General features: G+C 62.8%; 24 protein-coding genes. 7 read left to right on the forward strand and 17 right to left on the reverse strand.

The features are described from left to right. Positions 1-187: 187 nt before the first annotated feature. From dxs to NKI17_RS01020, 6 genes are all read right to left on the reverse strand, one after another. Complete coding sequence (gene dxs / locus NKI17_RS00995; RefSeq protein ID WP_023674120.1) at positions 188-2,101, reverse strand: 1-deoxy-D-xylulose-5-phosphate synthase; 1,914 nt, start codon at positions 2,099-2,101, stop codon at positions 188-190. A gap of 81 nt (positions 2,102-2,182) precedes the next feature. Continuing rightward, a complete protein-coding gene (locus NKI17_RS01000; protein ID WP_023674119.1) occupies positions 2,183-3,103 on the reverse strand; it encodes a pirin family protein in 921 nt (306 codons plus the stop codon). 9 nt (positions 3,104-3,112) lie between these two features. Next, positions 3,113-3,379 (reverse strand): DUF2277 domain-containing protein, encoded by a 267-nt coding sequence (locus tag NKI17_RS01005; protein ID WP_352905268.1) that lies wholly within the window; start codon positions 3,377-3,379, stop codon positions 3,113-3,115. Between the two features lie 109 nt (positions 3,380-3,488). Then, positions 3,489-3,740 carry an exodeoxyribonuclease VII small subunit gene (locus NKI17_RS01010; protein ID WP_031211056.1) on the reverse strand — a complete coding sequence of 84 codons (252 nt, stop codon included), beginning with the start codon at positions 3,738-3,740 and terminating at the stop codon, positions 3,489-3,491. A gap of 3 nt (positions 3,741-3,743) precedes the next feature. After that, positions 3,744-4,670, reverse strand: coding sequence for a histone deacetylase family protein (locus NKI17_RS01015; protein WP_352456880.1), 927 nt, complete (start codon positions 4,668-4,670; stop codon positions 3,744-3,746). 133 nt (positions 4,671-4,803) lie between these two features. After that, positions 4,804-5,457 carry a TetR/AcrR family transcriptional regulator gene (locus NKI17_RS01020; RefSeq protein WP_352756328.1) on the reverse strand — a complete coding sequence of 218 codons (654 nt, stop codon included), beginning with the start codon at positions 5,455-5,457 and terminating at the stop codon, positions 4,804-4,806. Between the two features lie 118 nt (positions 5,458-5,575). Between NKI17_RS01020 and NKI17_RS01025 the strand changes: the two genes are divergently transcribed. After that, positions 5,576-6,799 carry an MFS transporter gene (locus tag NKI17_RS01025; RefSeq protein ID WP_352905269.1) on the forward strand — a complete coding sequence of 408 codons (1,224 nt, stop codon included), beginning with the start codon at positions 5,576-5,578 and terminating at the stop codon, positions 6,797-6,799. A gap of 59 nt (positions 6,800-6,858) precedes the next feature. Here NKI17_RS01025 and ribB read toward each other — a convergent pair whose 3' ends face one another. Beyond that, a complete protein-coding gene (ribB, locus tag NKI17_RS01030; RefSeq protein WP_023674113.1) occupies positions 6,859-7,959 on the reverse strand; it encodes a 3,4-dihydroxy-2-butanone-4-phosphate synthase in 1,101 nt (366 codons plus the stop codon). A gap of 117 nt (positions 7,960-8,076) precedes the next feature. Continuing rightward, a complete protein-coding gene (gene aroC / locus NKI17_RS01035) occupies positions 8,077-9,186 on the reverse strand; it encodes a chorismate synthase (protein WP_023674112.1) in 1,110 nt (369 codons plus the stop codon). A 275-nt stretch (positions 9,187-9,461) separates the two neighbouring features. Between aroC and NKI17_RS01040 the strand changes: the two genes are divergently transcribed. Next, positions 9,462-9,725 (forward strand): DUF1344 domain-containing protein, encoded by a 264-nt coding sequence (locus NKI17_RS01040; protein ID WP_023716902.1) that lies wholly within the window; start codon positions 9,462-9,464, stop codon positions 9,723-9,725. Positions 9,726-9,788: 63 nt separating this feature from the next. Here the strand turns inward: NKI17_RS01040 and NKI17_RS01045 are convergent, their stop codons facing one another. The 4 genes from NKI17_RS01045 to NKI17_RS01060 form a co-directional block, all read right to left on the reverse strand. Next, on the reverse strand, positions 9,789-10,376 hold the full coding sequence (locus NKI17_RS01045; protein ID WP_352905270.1) for a histidine phosphatase family protein: 588 nt from the start codon (positions 10,374-10,376) through the stop codon (positions 9,789-9,791). A gap of 31 nt (positions 10,377-10,407) precedes the next feature. Then, positions 10,408-11,226 carry an enoyl-ACP reductase FabI gene (gene fabI / locus NKI17_RS01050; RefSeq protein WP_352905272.1) on the reverse strand — a complete coding sequence of 273 codons (819 nt, stop codon included), beginning with the start codon at positions 11,224-11,226 and terminating at the stop codon, positions 10,408-10,410. A 528-nt stretch (positions 11,227-11,754) separates the two neighbouring features. Then, positions 11,755-12,912: a DUF1501 domain-containing protein gene (locus tag NKI17_RS01055; RefSeq protein ID WP_023674108.1), complete on the reverse strand. Its 1,158-nt coding sequence runs from the start codon at positions 12,910-12,912 to the stop codon at positions 11,755-11,757. Further along, positions 12,903-14,270: a S8 family serine peptidase gene (locus NKI17_RS01060; protein ID WP_352456874.1), complete on the reverse strand. Its 1,368-nt coding sequence runs from the start codon at positions 14,268-14,270 to the stop codon at positions 12,903-12,905. Before NKI17_RS01060 ends, NKI17_RS01055 begins: the two co-directional genes overlap by 10 nt. A gap of 173 nt (positions 14,271-14,443) precedes the next feature. Here NKI17_RS01060 and NKI17_RS01065 point away from each other — a divergent pair, with 173 nt between their 5' ends. Further along, positions 14,444-15,022 (forward strand): hypothetical protein, encoded by a 579-nt coding sequence (locus NKI17_RS01065; RefSeq protein WP_352456873.1) that lies wholly within the window; start codon positions 14,444-14,446, stop codon positions 15,020-15,022. 10 nt (positions 15,023-15,032) lie between these two features. On the opposite strand, the gene NKI17_RS01070 is transcribed toward NKI17_RS01065, so the two are convergent. Further along, positions 15,033-16,763 carry an adenylate/guanylate cyclase domain-containing protein gene (locus NKI17_RS01070; protein WP_352905273.1) on the reverse strand — a complete coding sequence of 577 codons (1,731 nt, stop codon included), beginning with the start codon at positions 16,761-16,763 and terminating at the stop codon, positions 15,033-15,035. Positions 16,764-16,932: 169 nt separating this feature from the next. On the opposite strand from NKI17_RS01070, the gene NKI17_RS01075 reads away from it, so the two are divergent. Beyond that, complete coding sequence (locus NKI17_RS01075) at positions 16,933-18,171, forward strand: YcaO-like family protein (RefSeq protein ID WP_023674104.1); 1,239 nt, start codon at positions 16,933-16,935, stop codon at positions 18,169-18,171. A 77-nt stretch (positions 18,172-18,248) separates the two neighbouring features. Here NKI17_RS01075 and NKI17_RS01080 read toward each other — a convergent pair whose 3' ends face one another. Together NKI17_RS01080 and NKI17_RS01085 are read right to left on the reverse strand one after the other, a co-directional pair. Then, positions 18,249-19,178, reverse strand: coding sequence for a DnaJ C-terminal domain-containing protein (locus NKI17_RS01080; RefSeq protein WP_023674103.1), 930 nt, complete (start codon positions 19,176-19,178; stop codon positions 18,249-18,251). A 100-nt stretch (positions 19,179-19,278) separates the two neighbouring features. Beyond that, entirely contained in the window at positions 19,279-19,740 is a 462-nt protein-coding gene (locus tag NKI17_RS01085) for an RT0821/Lpp0805 family surface protein (protein ID WP_352700347.1), read from the reverse strand. Positions 19,741-19,779: 39 nt separating this feature from the next. On the opposite strand from NKI17_RS01085, the gene pdxH reads away from it, so the two are divergent. After that, positions 19,780-20,397, forward strand: coding sequence for a pyridoxamine 5'-phosphate oxidase (gene pdxH, locus NKI17_RS01090; RefSeq protein WP_352449910.1), 618 nt, complete (start codon positions 19,780-19,782; stop codon positions 20,395-20,397). A 256-nt stretch (positions 20,398-20,653) separates the two neighbouring features. Then, entirely contained in the window at positions 20,654-20,929 is a 276-nt protein-coding gene (locus tag NKI17_RS01095) for a hypothetical protein (protein WP_352571403.1), read from the forward strand. A gap of 72 nt (positions 20,930-21,001) precedes the next feature. Here NKI17_RS01095 and NKI17_RS01100 read toward each other — a convergent pair whose 3' ends face one another. After that, positions 21,002-21,754, reverse strand: coding sequence for a crotonase/enoyl-CoA hydratase family protein (locus NKI17_RS01100; RefSeq protein ID WP_352571404.1), 753 nt, complete (start codon positions 21,752-21,754; stop codon positions 21,002-21,004). 53 nt (positions 21,755-21,807) lie between these two features. Further along, on the reverse strand, positions 21,808-23,571 hold the full coding sequence (locus NKI17_RS01105) for an acyl-CoA dehydrogenase family protein (protein WP_352700346.1): 1,764 nt from the start codon (positions 23,569-23,571) through the stop codon (positions 21,808-21,810). Positions 23,572-23,823: 252 nt separating this feature from the next. Between NKI17_RS01105 and NKI17_RS01110 the strand changes: the two genes are divergently transcribed. Further along, positions 23,824-24,111, forward strand: coding sequence for a type II toxin-antitoxin system TacA family antitoxin (locus NKI17_RS01110; RefSeq protein ID WP_352463862.1), 288 nt, complete (start codon positions 23,824-23,826; stop codon positions 24,109-24,111). Positions 24,112-24,141 lie beyond the last annotated feature (30 nt).

A 24,141-nucleotide genomic window follows, 5' to 3' on the forward strand; every position in this document is an offset into this window, starting at 1 on the left:
TGCCTTCTAGCAGGGCAGCGTTGAAGAACGGCCAAAGGACACGGTAAGCAAATCGCCAAACGGCAGCGTAAACAGCATGTTACGATTGTTCGCCGGTAATTTGATTCAAGCGTTTGAGATATTGATTCAGACTAGCATCTTGCAGCCAAGTTGAATCGCGTCGGCGTCGCGGGAATGCGTCTAAAAGCTAGGCGCGCTGGGCCTGCGCGGTATGCCCCAGCGCCACGAACACGGTGCGCACGATGCCGGCGCTGTCCAGCCCGGCATCGGCATACATCTTTTCCGGCTTGGCATGGTCGACAAATGTATCGGGCAGCACCAGCGGGCGCACCTTCAGGCCGCTCTCCAGCAGCCCTTCATGGGCCAGGAACTGCAGCACATGGCTGGCGAAGCCGCCGACCGCGCCCTCTTCCACCGTCACCAGTATCTCGTGTGAACGGGCCAGCCGCCGGATCAGGTCCTCGTCGAGCGGCTTGGCAAAACGGGCATCGGCGACCGTGGTCGAAAGCCCGGCCGCGCCAAGCTCCTCGGCCGCGGCCAGGCAATCCTGCAGCCTGGTGCCGAAGGAAAGCAGCGCAACCTTGGTGCCTTCCCTGACGATCCGGCCCTTGCCGATCTCCAATACCGAGCCGCGTTGCGGCATCTCGACACCAACGCCGTTACCGCGCGGGTAGCGGAAGGCGATCGGGCCGTCATCGTAGCTTGCGGCGGTGCGTACCATGTGGCGCAGCTCGGCCTCATCGGCCGCGGCCATGACGACGAAACCGGGCAGCGTCGCCAGGAAGGTCGTGTCGAAGGCGCCGCAATGGGTGGCACCATCGGCGCCGACGAAGCCGGCGCGATCGATCGGAAAGCGCACCGGCAATTTCTGGATCGCCACGTCGTGGACGACCTGGTCGTAGGCGCGCTGCAGGAAGGTCGAGTAGATCGCCGCGAAAGGCTTGAAGCCTTCCGTGGCAAGGCCGGCGGCGAAGGTCACCGCATGTTGCTCGGCGATGCCGACATCGAAGGTCCTCGCCGGAAACGCTTCGCCGAACAGATCAAGCCCGGTGCCGTTCGGCATGGCGGCGGTGATGGCGACGATGCGGTCGTCCTCTCGGGCCTCCTGGATCAGGCTTTCGGCAAACACCTTGGTGTAGCTCGGCGCATTGGCGGGCGCCTTGGCCTGGGCGCCGGTGATGACGTCGAATTTGTTGACGCCATGATATTTGTCGGCCGCCGCCTCGGCCGGGGCGTAGCCCTTGCCCTTCTGGGTCACGACATGGATCAGCACCGGGCCGTCGGCATTGTCGCGGACGTTCTTCAGCACCGGGATCAGGTGCTCGAGGTTGTGACCGTCGATCGGGCCGATGTGGTAGAACCCCATTTCCTCGAACAACGTGCCGCCGGTGACGTAACCGCGCGCATGCTCGACCGCTCGCTTGATGGCGCGATCGGCGCGCTCGCCGAGATACGACGTCAGCTTCTTGCCGAAATCGCGCAAGCCCAGATAGGTCTTGCCCGACGCCAGACGGGCCAGATAGGCGCTCATTGCGCCGGTCGGCGGAGCGATCGACATATCGTTGTCGTTCAAGATGACGATCAGCCGGGCATCGAGTGCGCCGGCATTGTTCATCGCCTCATAGGCCATGCCGGCCGACATGGCGCCGTCGCCGATGACGGCAATGACATTGTTGCGGCCATCGGACAGATCGCGCGCCATCGCCATGCCGAGGCCGGCTGAAATCGAGGTTGAGGAGTGGGCTGCGCCGAACGGATCGTATTCGCTCTCGACGCGACGCGTGAAGCCGGACAGGCCGCCCTCCTGCCGCAGCGTGCGGATGCGGTCGCGGCGGCCGGTCAGGATCTTGTGCGGATAAGCCTGGTGGCCGACGTCCCAGATCAGCCGGTCGTCCGGCGTGTTGAAGACGTAGTGCAGCGCGACGGTCAGTTCGACGACGCCAAGGCCGGCGCCGAGGTGGCCGCCGGTGTGGGAAACGACGTCGATCAGTTCGGCGCGAAGCTCTGACGCCAGCTGCGGCAGGTCGCCTTCGGCAAGCGTGCGCAAATCGGCTGGGACGCGGACCTTGTCGAGAAGCGGCGTATCGGGCTTTGCGTTCACTGTTTGCGAGCCTGGTCAGATTTTCTGTTCATCGTGAAATATGCCGCTGGCCGGCGAATGTAAATGTGGCGGTAACGCGCATCAGCTTTCGGGCAGCGGGATGAACTCTTGCTCGTCTCCAGGAACGATATCGAAGCGGCCTGTCTTCCATTCTTCTTTCGCCTGCTCGATGCGTTCCTTTGAGGACGATACGAAATTCCACCAGATATAGCGTTTCGAACCGAGCGAGGCGCCGCCAAACAGCATGAAATGGGCGCCGCGTTCCGATGAGACAACGATTTCGTCGCCGGGCCGGAAGACCAGCAGCCGCTCGGCCGGGAAGCGGTCACCGGATATCGAAACCTCGCCTTCCAGCGTATAGATGGCGCGCTCCTCGGCATCGGCCGGGATTTTCACGCTGGCACCCGGCGCCAGCCTGAGATCGGCATAAAGCGTGTCCGAAGCGGTGGCGACCGGGGAGCGCAGTCCGGAAAACGCACCGATGATCACGCGGCCGCTAACGCCCTCCGCATCGATTTCGGGCAGGCGCAGGGCCGCGGTGTTCTCGAAGACCGGCGCGACTTCTTCCTTGCCGTCCGGCAGCGCCAGCCATGTCTGCAGGCCGGAAACCGACATCGGCGCGCCGCGCAGTTCTTCCGGCGTGCGCTCCGAATGGACGATGCCACGGCCGGCGGTCATCAAATTCACGTCGCCGGGCTGGATTACCATCTCGGTGCCGAGCGAATCGCGATGCCTGATCTTGCCGTCGAACAGGTAAGTCACCGTAGACAGGCCGATATGTGGGTGCGGACGCACGTCGAGCGCCTGGCCCGCTCGCAGAACGGCTGGACCCATGCGGTCGAAGAAGATGAAGGGTCCGACCAGCCGGCGCCTGGCCGTCGGCAAGGCGCGGCGAACCTGAAATCCGCCAATATCCTTGGCGTTCGGAATGACCATCAGCTCGATCTGATCGCTGGCGAAGGCATCGCCCATCTGCGGATCGTTTCCGGGAAAGAAGCTCACGCGGTCCCCTCAGGCGAAGCGAAGTGCAGATTTGGCTTTCGCCTTGGCCGCCACCTCTTCGCGATTGCGCGGATGCTGTGTCGTCTCGAGGCTGTCGAGCAATTCGCGCGCCGAGGCGGCAATGGCCTCGACGGCATGGTCGAACGCATGCTGGTTCTGTTTAGACGGCCGCGTCGTTCCGCTCAGCTTGCGGGCAAACTGAAGTGCGGCATCGCGGACCTCGTCATTGGTTGCCGGCGGATCGAAATTGAACAGGGTCTTGATGTTTCTGCACATCCTTCGCAATCTCCTCTCGTCCTGGAGCCGTTTCAAACGGGATGAGTTTTATCCTCAATCGTGATGATGTCCAAAGCCGGTAAGCAAAATTGTCGTTCGAGGCCGCGCCTCAATCCGCGTCCAACGGCTCTGTCCCCACCGGCTTGCCGTCACGCGACAGCCTGATTTTCTCGACCTTGTCCTCGGCCGCCTTCAGCAGCCGGTCGCAATGCGCCTTCAGCGCCTCGCCGCGCTCGTAGATGCGGATCGACTGGTCGAGCGGCACGTCGCCGCGCTCCAGATCGTCGACGATCCTCTCCAGCGCCTCGAGCGCCTGCTCGAAGCTCATCGCCTTGACGTCCTCGTTGGTCTCACCAGCCATCGTCTATCCCTTCATCAGCCGCCCGACATGGGCGGCGACTGAAAATGCCAATCCCTGCAGATCGTAGCCGCCCTCGAGCACGCTGACGAGCCGGTTGCGGCTATGGCGCCCGGCTCGTTCGAGCAACTGGCCGGTCGCCCAGTCGAAATCATCCTCGGTCAGGTTGATCTCGGCCAGCGGATCGCGGTGGTGGGCATCGAAACCGGCGGAGATGATGATGAGGTCGGGCGCAAAATTGTCGAGCGCCGGCAGGATGCGCGACAGAAAGGCGTCGCGGAAACTATCGCTGCCGCTCTGCGGCGCCAGCGGAGCGTTGACGATGTTGCCGGCGCCGGTTTCGCTCACGGCCCCGGTTCCCGGGTAAAGCGGCATCTGGTGTGTCGAGCAATAGAGCACCGATGGATCGTCCCAGAAAATGTCCTGCGTGCCGTTGCCGTGATGCACATCCCAGTCGACGACGGCGACGCGGTCGGCGCCATGGTTCTTCTGCGCGTAGCGTGCCGCGATCGCGGCGGTGTTGAACAGGCAAAAACCCATGGAGGTGGTCTTTTCGGCATGATGGCCGGGCGGCCGTGCGGCGACGAAGACGTTTTCGGCACGGTCGGTGAAGACGTCGTCGACCGCGGCGTTGGCTGCGCCGATCGCGGTCACGGCCGCCTGCCAGCTCTTTGGGCTGGCGGTGGTATCGGCGTCGATACGGGCGATGCCGGTGTCCGGTATCGCTGCGCGGACACGTTCGACGAATTCGGGCGGATGCGCGTAGAGGATGGTTGCCTCGTCGCCTTCGGGCGCCTGGACGCGATCGAGCGCCGCGAAGGCCTCGTCGTCAAGCACACGCTCTATGGCGCGCAAACGGTCCGGCCGCTCCGGATGACCGGGCGGTGTTATGTGCTCGAGGAAAATCGGGTGGGTGTAAAGTCTCGTGACCATGCCCCGATATAGGCGCGCCTCGCCGCTTTGGCCATGTTTTCGCGCGCTGGTGAGGCGATGTTCAACAGGGTTTAGGCAACCGGCGTCGGCTGAACCCACCGCGAGCCGCCTGGGATCGGCGAAAAGAATGATCTCAGGCCGGTGATCGGTCAATCTGGGGCTGCTTCGCTGACGATCGATCAGGCTTAGGCAGCTTGCCGGTGCGATTGAGCAGCCCTTCCAGAAGAACCTTGAACGCCTTCACTGCCTTCTTCGACGTCGCTTCGGGATCGTTCGAATTTGCGATCCACTGCGCCGCATGCAACGAGGCGCCGCTGACCAGCCTTGCCGCGGCTTCGGGATCGACGGCGAGAATTGTCCCCTCGTCGCTCAGTCTTTGCAGGCTCTCTGTCATCGAGCGGATGCATGTGCTCTGGCTTGGCCATTGCGATGGATCGCCGAGCACCGCCGGCCCGTCACGAAGCACGATACGCTGGATCTCCGGCTCCAGCGCCATCTCGATATAGGCGGTGCATTCGTCGACAAAGCCCTGCCAGAGATTGTCCGGCTTGGCCGAAACGACCTTCAGCCGGGCTGCCATTTCGGCGTCGATCTCGGCGATAACCGCCTGGAGTAGGCCCTTCTTGTCTCCGAAATGATGATAGAGCGCACCGCGCGTCAGCCCGGCCGATGCCGTGAAATCGTCCATCGAGGCTTCGGCATAGCCGAGCGTGCCGAAGGCCTGGCGCGCCGCCCCGATCAGCTTGGCGCGGGTTTCGGCAATCATCTCCTTGCGTGGTCTATGCATGCTCTGGCCCTATTAACATACGTCTCGTATGCCAATTGACATACGCCGCGTATGATCTATTTAAACTCATACGCCACGTATGTAATCGCCGAACCGGCCGTTGTCGAGGAGCCAGACCATGCAAAATCCCTATTCCCAGATCTTTCGCGCGCCCGGCGCCAAGGGCTTTGCCGCCGCCGGCTTCGCTGCCCGGCTGCCGATCGCCATGGCTCCGATCGGGATCGTCGCGATGCTGTCGCAGACCGATGGCGAATACTGGCTGGCCGGCGCCGTCTCCGCGACATATGCGCTGGCCAACGCTTTCGTCGCCCCGCAGGTATCACGGCTGGTGGACCGCCTCGGCCAGACGCGGATTGTGGTGCCGACCACTGTGATTTCCACGCTCGCTTTCGCGATCCTGATTGCGGCGGCCAATCAGCATTGGCCGATATGGACGCTATTCGTCTCGGCGCTGCTCGCCGCCGTCATGCCCAGCATCCCGGCAATGGTGCGCGCACGCTGGACCGAGATTTTTCGCAACCGCCCCGAGCTGAACACGGCGTTCGCCTTCGAGTCGGCGGCGGACGAACTGGTGTACATAGCCGGCGCATCGCTGTCGGTAGGGCTGAGCGTCGCGCTTTTCCCGGAAGCGGGAGTGCTCGCGAGCACATTGTTCCTCGCCTTCGGTTCGACGGCCTTCATCCTGCAGCGCTCGACCGAACCGCGAGCCCGACCGGTGGAACATGGTTCAGGCGGCTCGGCAATCCGCCTGCGGCCGGTCCAGATCATCACCTTGGCCCTGATCTTCATCGGCGCGACCTTCGCCACCACGGAGGTGAGCACGGTGGCGATCACCAAGGAGCTTGCCCAGCCGGGCGCCGCCAGCTTCGTCATCGGCGTCTACGCGCTTGGATCGTTTGTCGTCGGCATCATCATCGGCGCCCTGAACCTGAAACTGCCGCTGCAGATTCAGCTTGCCATCGCAATCGCCATCATTGCGCTTACCACGCTGCCGCTGCTCGTCGCCGACACCGTGCCGCTGCTGGCACTGGCCGTCTTCGTCAGCGGCGTGGCGATCTCGCCGACCTTCATCACGGCATTCGGCCTGATCGAGCGGCGCGTGCCCGAGGCGGTGCTGACCGAAGGCGTGACCTGGGTGATGACCGGCATCGGCATCGGCATGGCGCTCGGCTCGTTCGCCGCCGGCTGGGTGGTGGACGCTTTCGGCGCGCATAACGGGTTCTGGGTATCGGTGGCATCGGGCACAATCGCGCTGGTCATCGTGCTCGCCGGCCAGCGCAGCCTTGTCGCGCCGGACTGCGACATGGCTGCATGCGACGCAGCCGCGGTCGCTGCGGAATAGTTTCCGGCGCGTCCGGTCCCGAGGCGGGGCCGGACGCATACCAGCATCGTGAGAATGGCCTAAAGAATCTCGGTCTTGGCGATGTGGATGCCAAAACCTTCGAGGCCGACATAATGGCGCTCGCGCGAGGCGATCAGATTGATCGAGGAAATGCCGAGATCCTTGAGGATTTGCGCGCCGAGGCCGATCTCGCGCCATTCGTTCTCGCGCCGGCGAGCCTCTTCATGATCCTCGCGGTCGCCGGCAGCCGGGCGCTTGCGCTCCTGATGGGCGACGCCGACCGAGCCTTCGCGCAGATAGACGATGACGCCGCGCTGGCGCTCGCCCATCGCCTTCATGATGGCGTCCAGCCGGTGGCTGGTGCCGAAGACGTCGCTGACCACGTCCTCGGAATGAAGGCGCACCGGCACCTCGACGCCGTCGCGGATATCGCCGAAGACGACCGCCACGTGATGCATGGAATCCCAGGGCAGCGTGTAGGTGAAGACCTGTGCCTTGCCGCCGGGCGTCTCGATGTCCGAACAGGCGACGCGCTCGACCAGCGTTTCCTTGCGTTGCCGGTAGGCGATTAGGTCGGCAACCGAAATCTGCTTCAACCCGTGCTTTTCCGCGAAGGCCTGCACCTGCGGGCCACGCATGACAGTGCCGTCATCATTGACCAGCTCGGAAATGACGCCGACCGGCGGCAGGCCGGCGAGCTTGCAGAGGTCGACAGCGGCCTCGGTATGGCCCGAACGCATCAGCACGCCGCCTTCGCGCGCGATCAGCGGAAAGATGTGGCCGGGGCGCACGAAATCGGACGCGCCGACATTGCCGTTGGCGAGATTGCGCACCGTCAGCGTGCGGTCGTCCGCCGAAATGCCCGTCGTGGTGCCGTGCTTGAAGTCGACGCTGACGGTAAAGGCAGTGGTGTGGGCGGAATCATTGTCGGCCACCATCGGCGACAGGTTGAGCCGCTTGGCTTCCTCGCGCGGCATCGGCGTGCAGACGATGCCTGACGTGTTGCGGACGATGAACGCCATCTTTTCCGGCGTGCAATGGACGGCGGCGACGATCAGGTCGCCCTCGTTCTCGCGTCCGTCATCGTCCATGACGACGACGATCTCGCCGCGCTCGAAGGCGCGCAGGGCTTCAACGATCTTCTTCTGGTCGTAAGGCATGGGTGCTCGCTTCGCTCGCAGGGAGTAGGGGAATAGGGCAGTACGGCAGTAGGGGAAAGCGAAAATGGCTGCCTGCCGGGCATTAACATAAACATACTGCCCTACTGCCCTACTGCCCTACTCCCCTACTCCCCTACCTGTCTGTCCCCGATGACGCAGATAATGATCCGCAATGGCGCAGGCAACCATCGCCTCGCCGATCGGCACGGCGCGGATGCCGACGCATGGATCGTGGCGGCCCTTGGTCATGATCTCGACGTCGTTGCCGTCCTTGTCGATCGACTTTCGCGGCGTCAGGATCGACGAGGTCGGCTTGACGGCGAAACGCGCGACGATCGCCTGGCCGGTCGAGATGCCGCCGAGGATGCCGCCGGCGTTGTTGGATAGGAAGACCGGCTTGCCGTCATTGCCCATGCGCATCTCATCGGCATTCTCCTCGCCGGTGATGCGGGCGGCCTCGAAACCGTTGCCGATCTCGACGCCCTTGACGGCGTTGATCGACATCAGGCCGGCGGCGATGTCCTGGTCGAGCTTGGCATAGATCGGCGCGCCAAGCCCCGCCGGAACGCCGTCGGCGACGATCTCGATGACCGCACCGACCGAGGAGCCCGCCTTGCGGATGCCGTCCAGATATTTGGTGAAGACGGCGACGGACGCCGGATCAGGCGTGAAGAACGGGTTTTCGGCGTCGCCGACGAAATTCCAGTTCCAATTGGCGCGATCGATCGATTTATCGCCCATCGACACCAGCGCGCCGCGCACCACCATGCCGGGCACGACCTTGCGGGCAAGCGCTCCGGCCGCCACCCGCGCCGCCGTCTCACGCGCCGAGGAGCGGCCGCCGCCGCGGTAATCGCGCAGGCCGTATTTGACCTCGTAAGTGTAGTCGGCATGGCCCGGCCGGAACTGGCGGGCGATGTCGCCATAGTCCTTGGAGCGCTGGTCGACGTTCTCGATCAGCATCGACACCGGCGTGCCGGTGGTGATCATCGTCTCGCCGTCCTCATCGAGGATGAAGCCGGACAGGACCTTGACCTCGTCAGGTTCGCGACGCTGCGTCACAAAACGTGACTGGCCGGGGCGGCGCTTGTCGAGTTCGGCCTGGATCTCGTCGCGGCTGAAGCGGATGCCTGGTGGACAGCCGTCGACGACGCAGCCCAGCGCCGGCCCATGGCTTTCGCCCCAGGTGGTGACGCGGAAAAGATGGCCGAACGTGTTGTGCGACATGGAACCAGCCCTGCCGGCGTCGAAGCCGGCTCAGCGCATGACCCCGAAAATCGGAGCGATTTTCGGAAAGGATCATGCACAAAATCAAAAGTGCTACAGCGTCCTTTGCGCGCCCAGGAGGACGCGCGGCGCTGTCGCCTGCCTTCTATTGGCGTTTTCCACAGTGGTCAAACTGTGATCCCGCGGATTTAGTTTTGACACATTCGATTGGTTTCTGCTCAGTTCTGTTCCGTTGGACCGAGCCGCTGTACCGGCAATGATTAAAGAGGACGATGATGCGTATCCTGATTGGCGCTGTTGCCGCCACGCTGTTGATTTCCACCGCCGCCTTCGCCGGCCAGACCGAAGGCCTGATCAAGAAGGTCGATAAGGATGCGCTGACGCTGACGCTGGACGACGGCAAGTCCTACAAGCTGAACGCCGAAACCGACCTCGATGCGCTGAAGCCAGGCATGGACATCGTCCTCGCCTACGACGTGACGAATGGCGAGAACGTCGTCACCGACATGGAACTGCCGGACACCGGATCGACGGAATAGGGCGCGTCGATATTCAGCTGAGGCCGGCCCGACCTGATCTCAACATAGGCTACGTCATCGGTCTCAAAGCCACTCCAGGCGCCGGCCGTCCAGCCTGAGCACGCGGTCCTGCGGCACTTCCATGCTGACCGCATCTTGTTCGGACATCCCCAGCACGAAGCGGAACAGCGCGCGCATGACGCCACCATGGGTCACGCAGACCGTCTGGCGATCGAGCGCGTCGAACCACGGCTTCACCCGTTCGAGCAGCATCTGGTAGCTTTCGGCGCCCTCGCCGGGCGGCTGGAAATTCCATTTATCGAGGCGGCGTCGCCTGGTCGAACCGGGATTGTTCGCCTCGAGTTCGGCAAAGGTGAAACCCTGCCAGTCGCCAAAGCTCAATTCTACGAGCAGCGGCTCGGTACGATAGGCGTGCGGATCGAGCTTCATCGCCGCGCGCAGGCGCTCCATCGTCTCGCGCGTGCGCCGCATCGGGCTGGCGACAAATTCGAAATCTTCGGGCTTGTCGATGAGTTCGGCCAGCCTGTGCCCGTTGCGGCTAGCCTGCTCGCGGCCGAGCTCGTTGAGGTCGGTATCGGCCTGCCCCTGCAGCCGGGCCTCGGCGTTCCACGCCGTCTGGCCGTGGCGCACGATATAGACGAGCGGGTACATCAGGTCTTCCGGAAGAGGTCAGGCGGTGGCGTCAGTCCTTGACCGTCGAAATATCCGGCGCGTCGACCGCCTTCATGCCGATGACATGATAGCCGGAATCGACATGATGGATCTCGCCGGTGACGCCGCGCGAAAGGTCGGACAGGAAATAGACGCCGGAATCGCCGACCTCCTCCTGCGTCACCGTCTGCTTCAACGGCGAATTGTATTCGTTCCACTTCAGGATATAGCGGAAATCGCCGATGCCGGATGCGGCAAGCGTCTTGATCGGGCCGGCGGAGATCGCGTTGACACGGATCTTCTTGGCGCCGAGGTCGACGGCCAGATAGCGCACGCTGGCCTCGAGTGCCGCCTTGGCGACACCCATGACGTTGTAGTGCGGCATCACCTTTTCCGCACCGTAATAGGTCAGCGTCAGCAGCGAGCCGCCGTCGGTCATCAGCGCCTCGGCGCGTTTGGCGATGGTGGTGAAGGAATAGACCGAAATATCCATGGTACGCAGGAAATTGTCGCGCGTCGTCTCGACATAGCGGCCGGTCAGCTCGTCCTTGTCGGAAAAGGCGATGGCGTGGACGAGGAAATCGAGCTTGCCCCAATGGCTGGCGATATCGGCGAACACCGCATCGAGGCTGGCCGGGTCGGTCACGTCACAATGGCCGGCGACATGCGCGCCCAGTTCCGCGGCAAGCGGCTCGACACGTTTCTTGAACGCCTCGCCCTGATAGGTCAGCGCGATCTCGGCGCCGTGGTCGACACAGGCCTTGGCGATGCCGTAAGCGATCGAGCGATTGTTGGCGATGCCAAGGATAAGGCCGCGCTTGCCGGCCATAAGGCCCCGTCCACCCGCCATGTCAGCGCTCTCCGCAAGGTTCTCTACTTTGTGGAGTGCCTATCGCACAGCCACAGTGCCCCTTCAAGCGTTCAAAGCGGACAGTTCGGGGGACAAAGCGGTTGCTCAACAGCGCCGCGCGTCGTTTGGGCGCGCAAAGGACGCTGTAGCGCCTTGACCTTGCGGTCGTGGGCCAGTGGAAAAATCCGACACTGGTATCGGTGTGGCACGGCGGAAGATGACCCTTTGGCGGAAGTTTCGTTGGCCAGCGGCCGAAGTCACGCTCATGACCCCGAGCCGACTTCCATACTTTGGGCCGTGGACGATCGCTTTGCGCCTCATCTCGGCCATTCAAGTTAGCTCGGCCATTGCCTTAAACCGGACATTATAGGCGACCGCGCCGGGGGCCGGCATCCGAAACCCTTCACAATAGCCGTGATTCCGGAAGCTTCTTAGAAGCGGCCACTTAAGATTAGGCGTCGCCTATTGCAGTCCGATGCGTCCCGTAGCCGACGAAAACGCGGATAAGAAGCTAAACCGCGCTGGAGATCACATCGAAGCCAGTCGACCTCCGCCTGGACAACGGCTCCCGATAAACAGTCCACGCACCGCCGGTATCCCGGCAGCGCCTGGGAAAATTTCAGCCATTGCTCGGTCAGGAAGACGCAGGTGTTCCGTCAGCACGCCCTTTATGATCGATCGTACGTCCGTCGTAGCAGCCAAGTCTGTTCCGCCATGAAGCAGGTCTCGAGCAAGACCGGGCCAGCGATTGCCTACTCGCCCGCCGGCAACGGCGCCACCCATTAACAAGGTGACACTCGCGACGCCGTGATCAGTGCCGCCGTCGGTGTTGGGCACCACGGAACGGCCGAACTCCGTGACCACCAGCACCGCCGTCCTGTTCCAGGCAGGCCCGGACGCTTGGGCAAATGCAATGAGGCCCCGCGCCAGCCCATTCAAACTCCGCGCCAGCCTTCCGAAGTCCGCTCCCTGCGCCACATGCGTGTCGAAGCCGGCCACCTCGAGCATCGCGATCCGCGGTCCGCCCGTAGCTGACAGGGCAAGCGCCGCGCTCCTGGCCGCGTCGCCGAAGCGAGCCGCGTCGCATGCGGCATGTTGTTCCAGCAGGCTTTCGCTGCCCTTTGCGCCGGACGGCCAAGTGCCCTCGGCGCAGAGGCGGACGAGGTCGAGCCGAGGATTGGCCAGCGCAAGATGGGCCAGCATGTCCATCGATCGATCGGCCGGTCTGGCCCGCCACACCGCCTTCTGCCGGCGCGACAGTACAGACGAAGCCCGGTCGAGCCATCCGGCGCTGCCGCCGTCAATATCGCCGTCGAACAGCGCCGCCTGGGCGGTCGCGTGGGACCGGCCCGCATCCGGAATGGCGGTCGCGGGCACGATGAGCAACTCGCCGCACGAGTAGTGGGGCAGCAGAGACCCGAGCGCCGGATGAAGCGCGAAGAGCCCGTCGAGCTTGAGCATCTCGGCGACGCCAGAGTTCGGGAAAGGCACGAGGGGCCCGCGCGCCGAGGCAAAATGCGGATCGCCGTAGGGCGGCACGGCAGCTAGTGCATCGAGTCCGCCACGCACGTGGACGAGCAGAAGGCGAGGATCTTCGTCCACAAGCGAGGCACCGGCCAGACGCACGCTACCGAACGCGGACGCCAAGGCCAAACCTTGCAGCGCTGCCCTTCGGGTCAGTTGCATTTAGGCTCGTCCGAACTTGGGTTCACCGGCGTACCCGCGGTCATATACCCTAGCAGATCCGTATTCGGGCTAAGACTTCCCGTTGTCAGAGCCTTGTTAGTCGGCTGCGCGTTGCGAACCAAAAGGCCGGCAAGTGCCGGGGCTGCGAAAGATGTGCCCGAACAGATGTTCCTCCGGAGCTTGCCGTTCTTTCGGCTCTTCCACAGTGACAGGACATTGACGCCCGGTTCGGCATAGGACGCGCCGAACGCCCCCCCGCGCCATAGCGTGTCGCACCAGGCGTTGCTGATGCCTTGGCATTTCCCAGGAGTTGCCACCTGAATATATTCGCTGTTGGAAGCCGAAGCGCTGTATATCGCTCCCACCTTGTTTCCTGTCGTCACAGGCGAAAAATAAGTCGCCGCATTGGCCGGGAAATAAGACTGTACCCAAGGGCCCTCTTCGTCTTCCCGGGGGTTGCCCGCAGCTACCACAACGCGCACCTGACGGTCGGCGATCTGATAAAGAAGGGCGTCGAGAAATTTAAGATCTTGCAACGTGCTTCCGCGTCTGGTGCTCTCCAGATATAATGCACCCCAACTCACGTTCAGAATATCCCCAGCGACCGCGTTGTCCCGAACATGGCGAAGCGCGAGAAGAGGCGGGCCGAAAATTTCGGTCTTCAGCTTACTGAAGGCCTTTACGATCTTGAGCGGGGCGTCGGGGCTGACACCAACCAGACCTATATACTGGTCGCCCTGCTTGACACGCTTTCCGCCGATAACTGCTGCCACCATCGTCCCGTGCCCTACCGTGTCGTCGAGGCTCGACACGGTCTGGCATGGGCTGCTCGTGCAATCGATGGCTTCCTGAACCTTGAGGAGCCCGGCGGTGACAACGTTCCAATCCACTCCGCTGTCGATGATCCATACGGTGGGCGATCCTGAAGCCACCGGCTGTGGTGACCCGACGACCCTGCAGACGCTGGGAGGGACAACGTCCGCAGTCGGCGAGATGCCCAGGAGTTCCGGCCCCTCGCAGGTGGCACCATCGAACAGGTTCACCACGAAAGGATCCGGCTCCTCATATCCTCTGGAGCGCAGCTCTTCGATCTCGCTCTCGGAAAAGGTCCCCGTCACGATGCTGATACCGATATCCGGCATGTCCACCGCTTCCAGCTTGCCCTTGCCTGCGATGAACTTGTTCAGCGCGCCGATATCCTTGCGTAACTCCGCCGCCCTGGCGATGTCGACGATGAAAGTCTTTTCGATGTCACCGCTGTCGGTTAAGCCCTCCTGGCCTGACGCTTCCGGTCTCCCTGTTCCGACAGCGGCGAGGAGACAGCCGAGCAACAGCACACGAAGTTGAGCAAGTATCATTCGTGCATCCTCCGGCTGTCGTTACTGATACCGCGAGGATCAGAATGCTCCCAATACGGCTTTCTGTCCATGAAAACATCGAGTCGATGCGAGCATGCCGCCTGCGCATTGCTTGCGACAGATGCAAAATGCGTTTAGGCTATTTGCATTGACCTCGGAGGGGAGCCTCGGCGATGCCCAGGGCAGAATTGAAGCCAGGTCGGCAAGTCCAAGAGATCGGCGCAGCGATCGTAGGGGTCTGGCTCAAGCTTTTGCCGGCCTCGTCACGTATCTTGTCCATGGATTCAACATATCCCCTAACAATTACCATTGATCGGCAGATTTTCGCCGTCGGTGATACTATCAGACTTCGGCCGGAAGCAGGCCGTGCCATCGGCAACATCAGGGTCCGGACCGCCGCCGCCGGTACAGCGCCACATTCGCAGACACTGACGATAGAAGATCTGAATGGGCAGCCCACAAAATACGAGGATGACCCTCTCGACGGGGGCGACGCAATCCCGGATGCTGCCGCCTATGCGGACCTGAAGCGTGATCTCAAAATGGTGCTGGAAGACATCGTGGAAACGGGAGTGTCTGTCGAAGTTCACGTGGACGAACCGAACTTGATCAATGTGGTGGTGCCCCAGGTGCCGAGGGGGGTCCTGACCCGCAGCGATCTGATCGATTATCTCCACGACTACCACAAATACGCCCAGGGCAGGCACTACCATGACGAGCTCGCCACGGCCGTGCTCTTCGGCTGCAGGTAGTCGCCAGTCCCTACTCGGGCAATCCCGCTTCCCGCATGCCGTTGAGCAGCGTGCTACGGTCTCCGTCCAGCTTGTAAGGTTCCTTGGTGGCGAACCGCCGCCCGGAGAACTCCGGTGCGCCACGCAGAACCAGAAACGTGTAGCTCTTCGCCTCTTGGCTTCGGCCAAGCAGGGCGTTCGCTGCAGCCAGATAGACCTTAACCCAGGTCGGCATGGTGGACGAGCGGCCAAGATCGACAACTGCCTTATCCGGACGGTGGGCAATGAAATGGGCAACACCGCGGAACGGCCAATACCATGAAGGCTCGTACAGGGGATCGAGCACTCGCGCCCGTTCGAACCAGTCCAAGGCACTTTGGGGCTCGCCGGCAAATGTTTGATAAGTCCCTTGATAGGAGACCTGCTCGGGATCGTGCGGATTGAGTTCGAGCGCGCGTGTGTATAGCTGAGATGCGACGTCGAAATCACGACGGTGGAGGAGCACCCAGCCCAGTATGTTCAGGCAGACTGGATCATTGGGGGAAAGCGCCACCGCTTTTTTGGCGATGTCATAAGCCTCGGCAAGCACCGCATCCGACGGCCCCATGTCGCGAAACCATTCAAGCTGCTTATAGTGGGCGAGCTTGGCGTACGCGCGCCCGTAGGATGGATCGAGCTCGATCGCTCGCTGATACCACTGTCGAGCCTCCATTTCGGCCGCGATGTCGCCCAGGGGCAGGGCATTGCCCCGGAGCACGCACTCATAGGCCGCGAGATTGGCAGGTGGTTTACGCCGCGCCTTCTCGGCGCCTGCGGCCGTAAGACGGCCGATAACGGTCCCGACGATCTTCCCGATCAGTTCGTCCTGGACATCGAAGATGTCCTGCTCGTCCCCGTCGTAGCGCTCGGCCCACAAGCACTCACCCGAGGTTGCGTCGACCAGCTCGCATGTAATGCGCATTCGCCGGCCCATGCGGCGGATCCCGCCTTCGATGACGAAATCCACGCCGTTATCCGCGACCAGGTCCACATCCTTGAGCCGCGTCGACGTATAATGGGACGCAACCGTAAGCTGAGTAAAGCGCGTCAGTTCCGTGACGATGTCTTCGGTGAAGCCGCCACTGAAATAGGGTTGGACGTCGCCCGCGCTCTTGAACGGGCGAACGAGGATGGAGGGCTTGCTCGGACCAGCCACCTGCGCAGTCGATGCAGGTGGCAGCCCTTTGGGCTTTTGGAACAACGAGTATACGGGAATCGGGCGTGGAATGTTCTTGAGATGCTGTTCGCCGCAATATTCAAACGGAAGATTAAATTTGTCGCGAACTTCGTCGTGTACCTTTCCGGAAAGGCAGATACCGCCCGGGCTGGCGAACTGTTCCAGGCGCGCGGCTATGTTGACGGTATCTCCAAACACATCGCCATCGGTATCGACAATAATATCACCGAAGTTGATCCCAATCCGGAGAAAAATTTCCTGGCTGGCCTTCCCCGAAGACTGGCCGACAAGCAGTTCCTGGACTTCCACTGCTGACTGCACGGCTCCGAAAGCGCTTGGAAACTCGGCGAGCATCCCGTCTCCGGTCGTTCTCACAACCCGTCCCCGGTGCTGCGTGATCCTAGGCTCTATTTCGTCCTGCATGAGATGTTTGACGAGCGCGAAGGTGCGCTCTTCGTCGCGGGCCATCAGCGACGAGTAACCGACCATGTCAGCAGCCAGGATAGCCGTCAGACGTCGCTGAAGATTGCTGTCGCCCGCGTTCATTCTCTCCCTCGGCGGGTTATATTATGTTCGACGTCGGCTTGACGATATCAAAGCGTCTCGCAGGAGTTTGCATCATACTCCAGTGCGTGTCAGCGTGCGAATGAGCAATTGGTGCCGATACTGTAGAGGATTGAACATGTGAGGGCCGTGCTTGGGTGAAGGGTCCATAATGCCGGAGCGGCGGGCGTCCGAGGCAGGGGCCGGCGGGTCAAGCCTGGTTTACGGCCCCATCGTGATCACCGATCCCACGCTCAGATGCCCGATCACGGTCGCGGTCGGCCCCGTCCGAGGGGCCAGACCTTCTCGTTTTGTGTCAGGGTGGGGCAACACCACCCAGGAGGCGGCAACCGCCTGCGGGTATGAGGCCGATGAAACCTATTTCGCCCAGATGATCCCTCATGAGCGACTCTCACGCGCCCGCGCCGGCGAATTGCGCGGGCGCGTGATCGAGCCGCCTGCACTCACACTTTTCAGTGATGCGCAGTATTGCGAGCGGCTGCATTGGAACAAAAACGTCGATGATAGCCGCGCGGTCCCGATCCGCTGGCGCAGGTCGCAGCCGCTGGACTGGATCCGGAGCGATCCGCGCTTCAGCACGAGCGAGGCCTGGGTGCCTGCGGGATTGTGCTTTCTCGGGTATCCCAACGATGAGTCATCAGGTCTGCCCCCGGCGGACTCCAATGGTCTTGCGAGGGGATCGAGCATAGAGGACGCGGTCGTGCGCGGCTTCTGCGAAGTCGTGGAGCGCGATGCAACAGCCATATGGTGGTACAATCGGCTGGTTCTGCCTCGGATAGACCTGACTTCGCTGTCGGATGGACTGGCGTCCCAGTACGCCGATTGGCTGCTGACGCAGAACCGCGAATTGCGGCTTCTGCTCCTGACGCTTGACCTGCCCATCCCCATTGTCGCTGCAATTTCTCATCACGTGGGCGGTGACGCGATTGCGTTCGGATTCGCGGCCGGACGATCCATGTCGGAGGCGGCCCGGCGCGCGGTGGGGGAACTTGCAGAATGTGAGGCGAACCTTACCCTGCTCAAACGGAACGCCGATACGTCCGGCACGGCGGCCTTCACCCCCGGCGCGCTGCACCTCTATCGGTGGCACATGGACGAGAACATTCATCGCCTTCCTCACCTTTCCGGCAATTCAGCAGTTCAGGCCTCGTCGGCCGAGTTGCGACTGGATTGGAACTATTGCCTCGACATCTGCCACGAGCAGGAACTTGAGATCTTCGCGGTCAACCTGACGCACAACGCCGAATCGCCTGTTGCACGAGTGTTTGTACCTGGACTTCGTCCTACCAAGCCCCGGTTGGGCGGCGGCAGGCTCTATGATGTTCCTGTGCGCCTAGGTTTGAAGCCATCAGTTTCCCAGGCCATCAACGAGGTTCCCTTTCCATTGTGATCCGGATGGTCGCGGGCATGCCCACCCCGGAGTGCCCGCTTTACACACACGGCATTAAGCGCCAGCCTTTTCGACCGTCAGCCCTTTCTACGGCGCATCAGCGCCTCGAGCTCGGCGTCGCCGCCTTCCGGTAGCATCAGCCGCACGTGTGCGTAGAGGTCGCCGTGACCGCCGGCCTTTTCCGGTAGGCCCCTGCCCTTCAGCCGCAGAACCTTGTCCGAGCTCGACCAAGGGGGGACGTTGACCGCAATCCTGCCGGTCGGGGTTTCGACCGCCACCTTGGCGCCATGCACCGCATCGGCCAGTTCCACCGGCAGGTCGACATGCAGGTCGCGGCCCTCGACGCGGTAGCGCGGGTGCCGGCGGAAACGGATTTTAACCAGCGCATCGCCCGGCTGCCCCGGTCCTTGCTCACCCTGGCCTTTCAACCGGATGGTCTGGCCGTCCTCGACATAGGCCGGCAACTTGACCGCCATCTTGCGGCCGTCGGGGAACATCGCCGTCACCTTCTCCGCGGTGGCGGCCTCCTCGATGGTGACGTCCAGCGTCACGTTGAGATCGGCGGCGGTCGGGGCCTGACGGCGGCCGCCGGTGCCGGCGCCGCGCTGCTGGCTGAAAGCATCGCCGAAGATCTGGCTGAAGATGTCGCTGTTGCCGTCGAACGGATCGCCGCCGGGACGGCCCGTGCGGAATTCGAAATGCGCGCCGCCCGGCCCTTGCTGCCGGCGGAAACCGGCGAAAGGATCGGCGCCGCCGGCCGCGCCTTCGAAACCCTGGAAACGCTGTTTGCCGTCGGCGTCGATCTCGCCGCGATCGAATGCCGCCCGGTTCTTCTCGTCGCCGACGATCTCGTAAGCCTGGTTGGCGGCGGCAAAACGGTCCTTCGCCTTGGGATCATCCGGATTCTGGTCCGGATGATACTTCTTGGCGAGCTTCCGGTATGCGGATTTTATGTCCTTGGCCGATGCGTTCTTGGCAACGCCCAGCACCTCATAGGGGTCGCGCATGCTTACTGCCCTGGAGAAGGAGTGAGTCCATAATCGCCTCCTATATGCGCTCGCATAGGAAGGAATTCCAGTGGCTTACCACCATGTTGCCGGCGGAAAATCAGAGCGCCTTGAAGTCCTGTATGCGCCAGATGCTGCCGCCGGCCAGGCATATTTCGCCTTTGAACAGCGCGACGCCGTCGAAGCTTTCGCGCGATGCGGTGAAGCGACGACATGTCTCGCCGTTAGCCCTGAATTCCGCCAGCTCGGTGATGGAGCCGCGCGAGCCGGTGTCGGCATTCGCCCAGCGAACGGCCTGCCCAGCCAGTTGCTCGACGTCAGCGGAGGACACGGCGTTGCGGATCGTGGCCTGATCGGAGGCGCGGTCTTGATCGAGCGACATGACTGAGGCCGGCGTGCTCGAGGTCAGTATCGAGCGGTCGACCTCCGCCTGCTCCAGGCTGAAGCCGCCGCCGCCACAGGCGGCAAGCGGCAGGATGATTGTCACGATCATGGCTTTGGCGCTGGCCGAAGCGATAACGCTCCATTGCCCACTGTCAAAAGCTTGCGCGATACGCGACAATCGGCAATCTCCCCAGCCGGCGACAAATTTGGGAAAACTATGAGCGAAACCGGGTTAACAAGCGGTGACTTTACCGAGGCGGCGGAGCCGTTCCGGCTCTTTGCGGCGTGGCTCGACGACGCGACGAAGAGCGAGATCAACGACCCCAACAGCGTGGCGCTGGCGACCGTTGATGCCGAAGGCATGCCGAATGTCCGTATGGTGCTGCTTAAGGGCTTCGACGAGGGCGGCTTTGTCTTCTACACGAACTTCGAGAGCGCCAAGGGCCGTGAGATTCTTGGCAGCATGAAAGCGGCGATGTGCTTCCACTGGAAATCGCTGCGCCGGCAGGTGCGAGCGCGCGGCCCGGTGGAGATCGTCACCGACGCCGAAGCCGACGCCTATTACGCGACGCGTCCGCGCGGCAGCCGGATCGGCGCCTGGGCCTCCAAACAGTCGCGGCCGCTGGAGAGCCGCTTCGCGCTGGAAAAGGCGGTCGCCGAATATACGGCGCGCCATGCGATCGGCGAGATCCCGCGGCCAAAACACTGGTCAGGCTTCCGCATCGTGCCGCAGACCATCGAGTTCTGGCACGACCGTCCGTTCCGGCTGCACGACCGTGTGGTGTTTTCGCGCAACGCCGAGGGCGGTTGGGACAAGGTGAGGCTTTATCCGTAGGGCACGACGGTGGAGCGCCGATCTCCCCCACAAGGGGGACATCGGCAGCTTCCGCACCGGCGCCCATTTTTTCAGCCCTTCTTCCTGGTCATGAAGGCGGCCAAGGCCGGGCCGCTTCTGCCGGATTTCCAATTCCCACTATCACGATCTCGTGTGCGTGAAACGTTCCAGCTTGCCGGAACGAACCAGGGAAGGGCTCAACGCGCCGCTGGCGCAAATTCAGGAGGAAGCAATGCATTCACTCAGGTTGGTCACGATGGCCGGTCTTGCCTGCCTTTTCGCTTCGCAAGCCTTTGCGGAGGACGCGATGGGGACAATGACGGTGATGAAGGGTGGGGAGGTCATGGCGATCATGCCCGATGGGCATATGGGCACCATGATGCCCGACGCGAAGATGAGCGCCGAAATGATGAAAATGGCGAAACCGATCAAGCATTGCATGATGTTGATGACCGACGCCAAAGGCAAGACATTCATGATCGACACGTCTTCGCCAAAGGCCCAGGCCGAATGTAAAAAAATGGCGATGTGACAAAGAGATCATGGCAAGAAAACCCGCCGGTTGCTGCCGGCGGGTCCACGGTGCGAGACAAGGCCAGAAGGTCTAGGCCTTCTTCCTGGTCATGAAGGCCGTCAAGGCTGCGCGGGCCTCGTCGGATTTGAGCCGCTCGCGGAAATGCTGGCTTTCCTGGCCGATGCGCTCGACAAGGGCGTCGCGCGAGCCGCGCATCAGGTCGCGCGCGATCTTCAGCGCTTGCGGCGGCTTGGCGGCGATCTGGCCCGCCGCCGCCAATACCGATGCTTCGAGTTCCCTCTCCTCGACCACCTCGTAGATCAGCCCGGCGGCCTTCGCCCTCTCGGCCGAAAAGCCCTCGCCGAGGCCAAGCAGCGCGAAGGCGCCTTGGCGGCCGAGGATCTGCGGCGCGAGCAGGCTCGAACCGGCCTCCGGCACAAGGCCGAGATCGACGAAGGGCGTCCGGAATATTGTGCGCGGCGTGGCGAAGGTCAGGTCGCAATGCAGGTTGAGCGTGGTGCCGATACCGACCGCAATGCCGTCGACGCCGGAAACCATCGGCTTCTCCGCTTTGGCCAGCGCCATCAGGAAATCCCAGACTTCGGTACCGCTTTCGCCGCCCGAGGCGACGACCATGAAATCGGCAAGGTCGTTACCGGACGAGAAGGCACCGGGCACGCCGAGAAAGACATGGACGCGGATCGCCGGATCGGCGTCGCCGCCGGCAAGAGCCGCCGACATCGTCGCGTACATGGCGCGGGTCAGGGCGTTCTTCTTGTCCGGACGGTTCATGCGGATGATCTGGATGGCACCCTGGCGTTCGACGAGGATGTGGTCTGTCACGGATTGGTCCTTTGTGAATTTCGGGCCTTGGTGAATTTCGGGCGTTGCGAACGTCAGGCTGAAATCAGCGCCTTGCCGGCAACGGCAAGGCTGTCGGCGCCGCCGACGACGCGCTCCTTCAGCGCGCCCACTTCGCCAAGCAGGTTCTCGGCGAAGAACCGGCAAAGCGCGATGCGGTTTTGGTCGGCAAGCGCGCCGCGCGCCAGATAGGCGCCGCCTGCGGCAAGCGAGATCAGCCTGAGATAGGGTGTGGCGCCGGCCAGCGCCTCGTCCGATCGGCCTTCGGCTTGCAGGTCTTGCAGGAATCGGCTCGCCTGTGACAGGTCGTCGAGCGCCTGGTCGAGGCGATCGGCGGTGCGGCCGAAGCCTTCAAGGTTCGACGCTCGCACCGCATCGGCGACGGCCTTGAGTTCGGCGATGTAGCCATGCACATGCCGGCCGCCGCCGAGCGGCAGCTTGCGCGTCACCAGATCGATCGCCTGGATGCCATTGGTGCCTTCGTAAATGGGCGCGATGCGCGCGTCGCGATAAAGTGCTGCGGCGCCTGTCTCCTCGATGAACCCCATGCCGCCATGCACCTGCAGCCCAAGCGAGGCGACCTCGACGCCGACATCGGTCGAAAAGGCCTTGGCCAGCGGCGTCAACAGATTGGCGCGCTCCTGCCAGTGCTTTGCATCTTCGCTCTGTGACGCGAGATCGATGGCGTGGGCGCAGGAATAGCAGATGGCACGGGCAATCTGGGTCAGCGCCTTCATGGTCAGAAGACTGCGCTGGATGTCGGGGTGATGCACGATCGGCGCCATGCCGGCACCGCGATAGCTCGCCGCTTTGCCTTGCCGGCGGTCGTTTGCATAGGCGAGCGCCTTCTGCGTCGCCGCCTCGGCGACCGCGACGCCCTGCATGCCGACGGCAAGGCGCGCATTGTTCATCATGGTGAACATGCAGGCGAGGCCCTTGTTCTCCTCGCCGACCAGCCAGCCGATCGCGCCGGGCCTGCTGCCTTCGAAGCCATCGCCATAGATCATGGTGCAGGTCGGCGAAGCGTGGATGCCCAGTTTGTGCTCCAGCCCGGAGCAGAAGACGTCGTTGCGCCTGCCCAGCGCGCCATCGTCTCCGACGAGGAATTTCGGCACCAGGAACAAAGACAGGCCGCGCGTGCCGACCGGCGCGTCCGGCAGCCGCGCCAGCACCAGATGGATGATGTTGTCGGTGAAATCGTGCTCGCCATAGGTGATGAATATCTTTTGCCCGAAGATGCGGTAGGTGCCGTCGCCGGCCGGTTCGGCGCGGGTTCGCAAGGCATTCAGGTCCGAGCCTGCCTGCGGCTCGGTCAGGTTCATGGTGCCCATCCATTCGCCGGAGACCAGTTTTTCCAGATATTTGACCTTGAGTGCCTTCGAGCCATGCTTGTCGAGTGCTTCGACCGCGGCCATGGTCAGCGTCGGGGCGATGCCGAACGCCATCGAGGCGGAGTTCCACATTTCGAGCGCGGCGACGCCGAGCATGGCCGGCAGCGCCTGGCCGCCATACGCTTCCGGCGCGGACAGCGCATTCCAGCCGCCGCCGATCCAGCGGCGATAAAGTTCCTTCCAGCCGGGCGGGGTAATGACGGCAGCGCCGTTGAGCACCGCGCCGTGCTGGTCGCCGACCGTGTAGAGCGGCGCCACCTCCTCGCTGGCGAAGCGGCCGGCCTCGGCCAGAATGGCGTCGACGAGGTCCTCACCGAGTTCGCCAAAGGTGTCGGCATCGAGCGCCGGCTTCAAGCCGGCGACATGCTTCAGGGTGAAGGCGATCTCCTCGACCGGTGCCCGATACATGGCGTTCGCTCCTCCTCAGCCCGGCCCTCCCCAGTCTGGCCCTCCCCAGTCTGGCAGGTCTACTTAAGACCTGTGCCGATGCAAAATCATCTGCTTTCGGAGTTCCCTGTCCATCTTCTTTTTACGTAAACGTCAAACTTTGTCACGCGGATTTTGCAATTGCTGGCTCGTATGCAAAATTACTTAGAGCCGGACGACGCACTTGATTTGTACGGCTAGTTCCCGTACAAGGCAGCATCAGGGGTGACGATAATGCCAAACCAACAGACCCGCACCGCCCGTCTCGAAGCCCGTATTTCGCCGGATATGCTGGACGTGGTGAAACGTGCCGCCGAAATCCAGGGCCGCAGCGTCAGCGACTTCGTGGTCGCCGCCGCTCAAGAGGCGGCGCAGCGTACTATCGAGAACACCACCATCATGCGTATCTCCGTCGAAGATCAGCGCGCCATGATGGAGGCGATTCTCAATCCGCCCGAGCCTAATGAGGCACTGCGCAAGGCTGCCGACGCCCACAAACGGCTGGTCGTCGAAACCCGGTGACTTTCGCCGTCATTATCGAACCGCTCGGCG

The organism is Mesorhizobium sp. M0816, from assembly GCF_040320005.1.
In the GTDB taxonomy this organism is placed as follows: Bacteria; Pseudomonadota; Alphaproteobacteria; order Rhizobiales; family Rhizobiaceae; genus Mesorhizobium.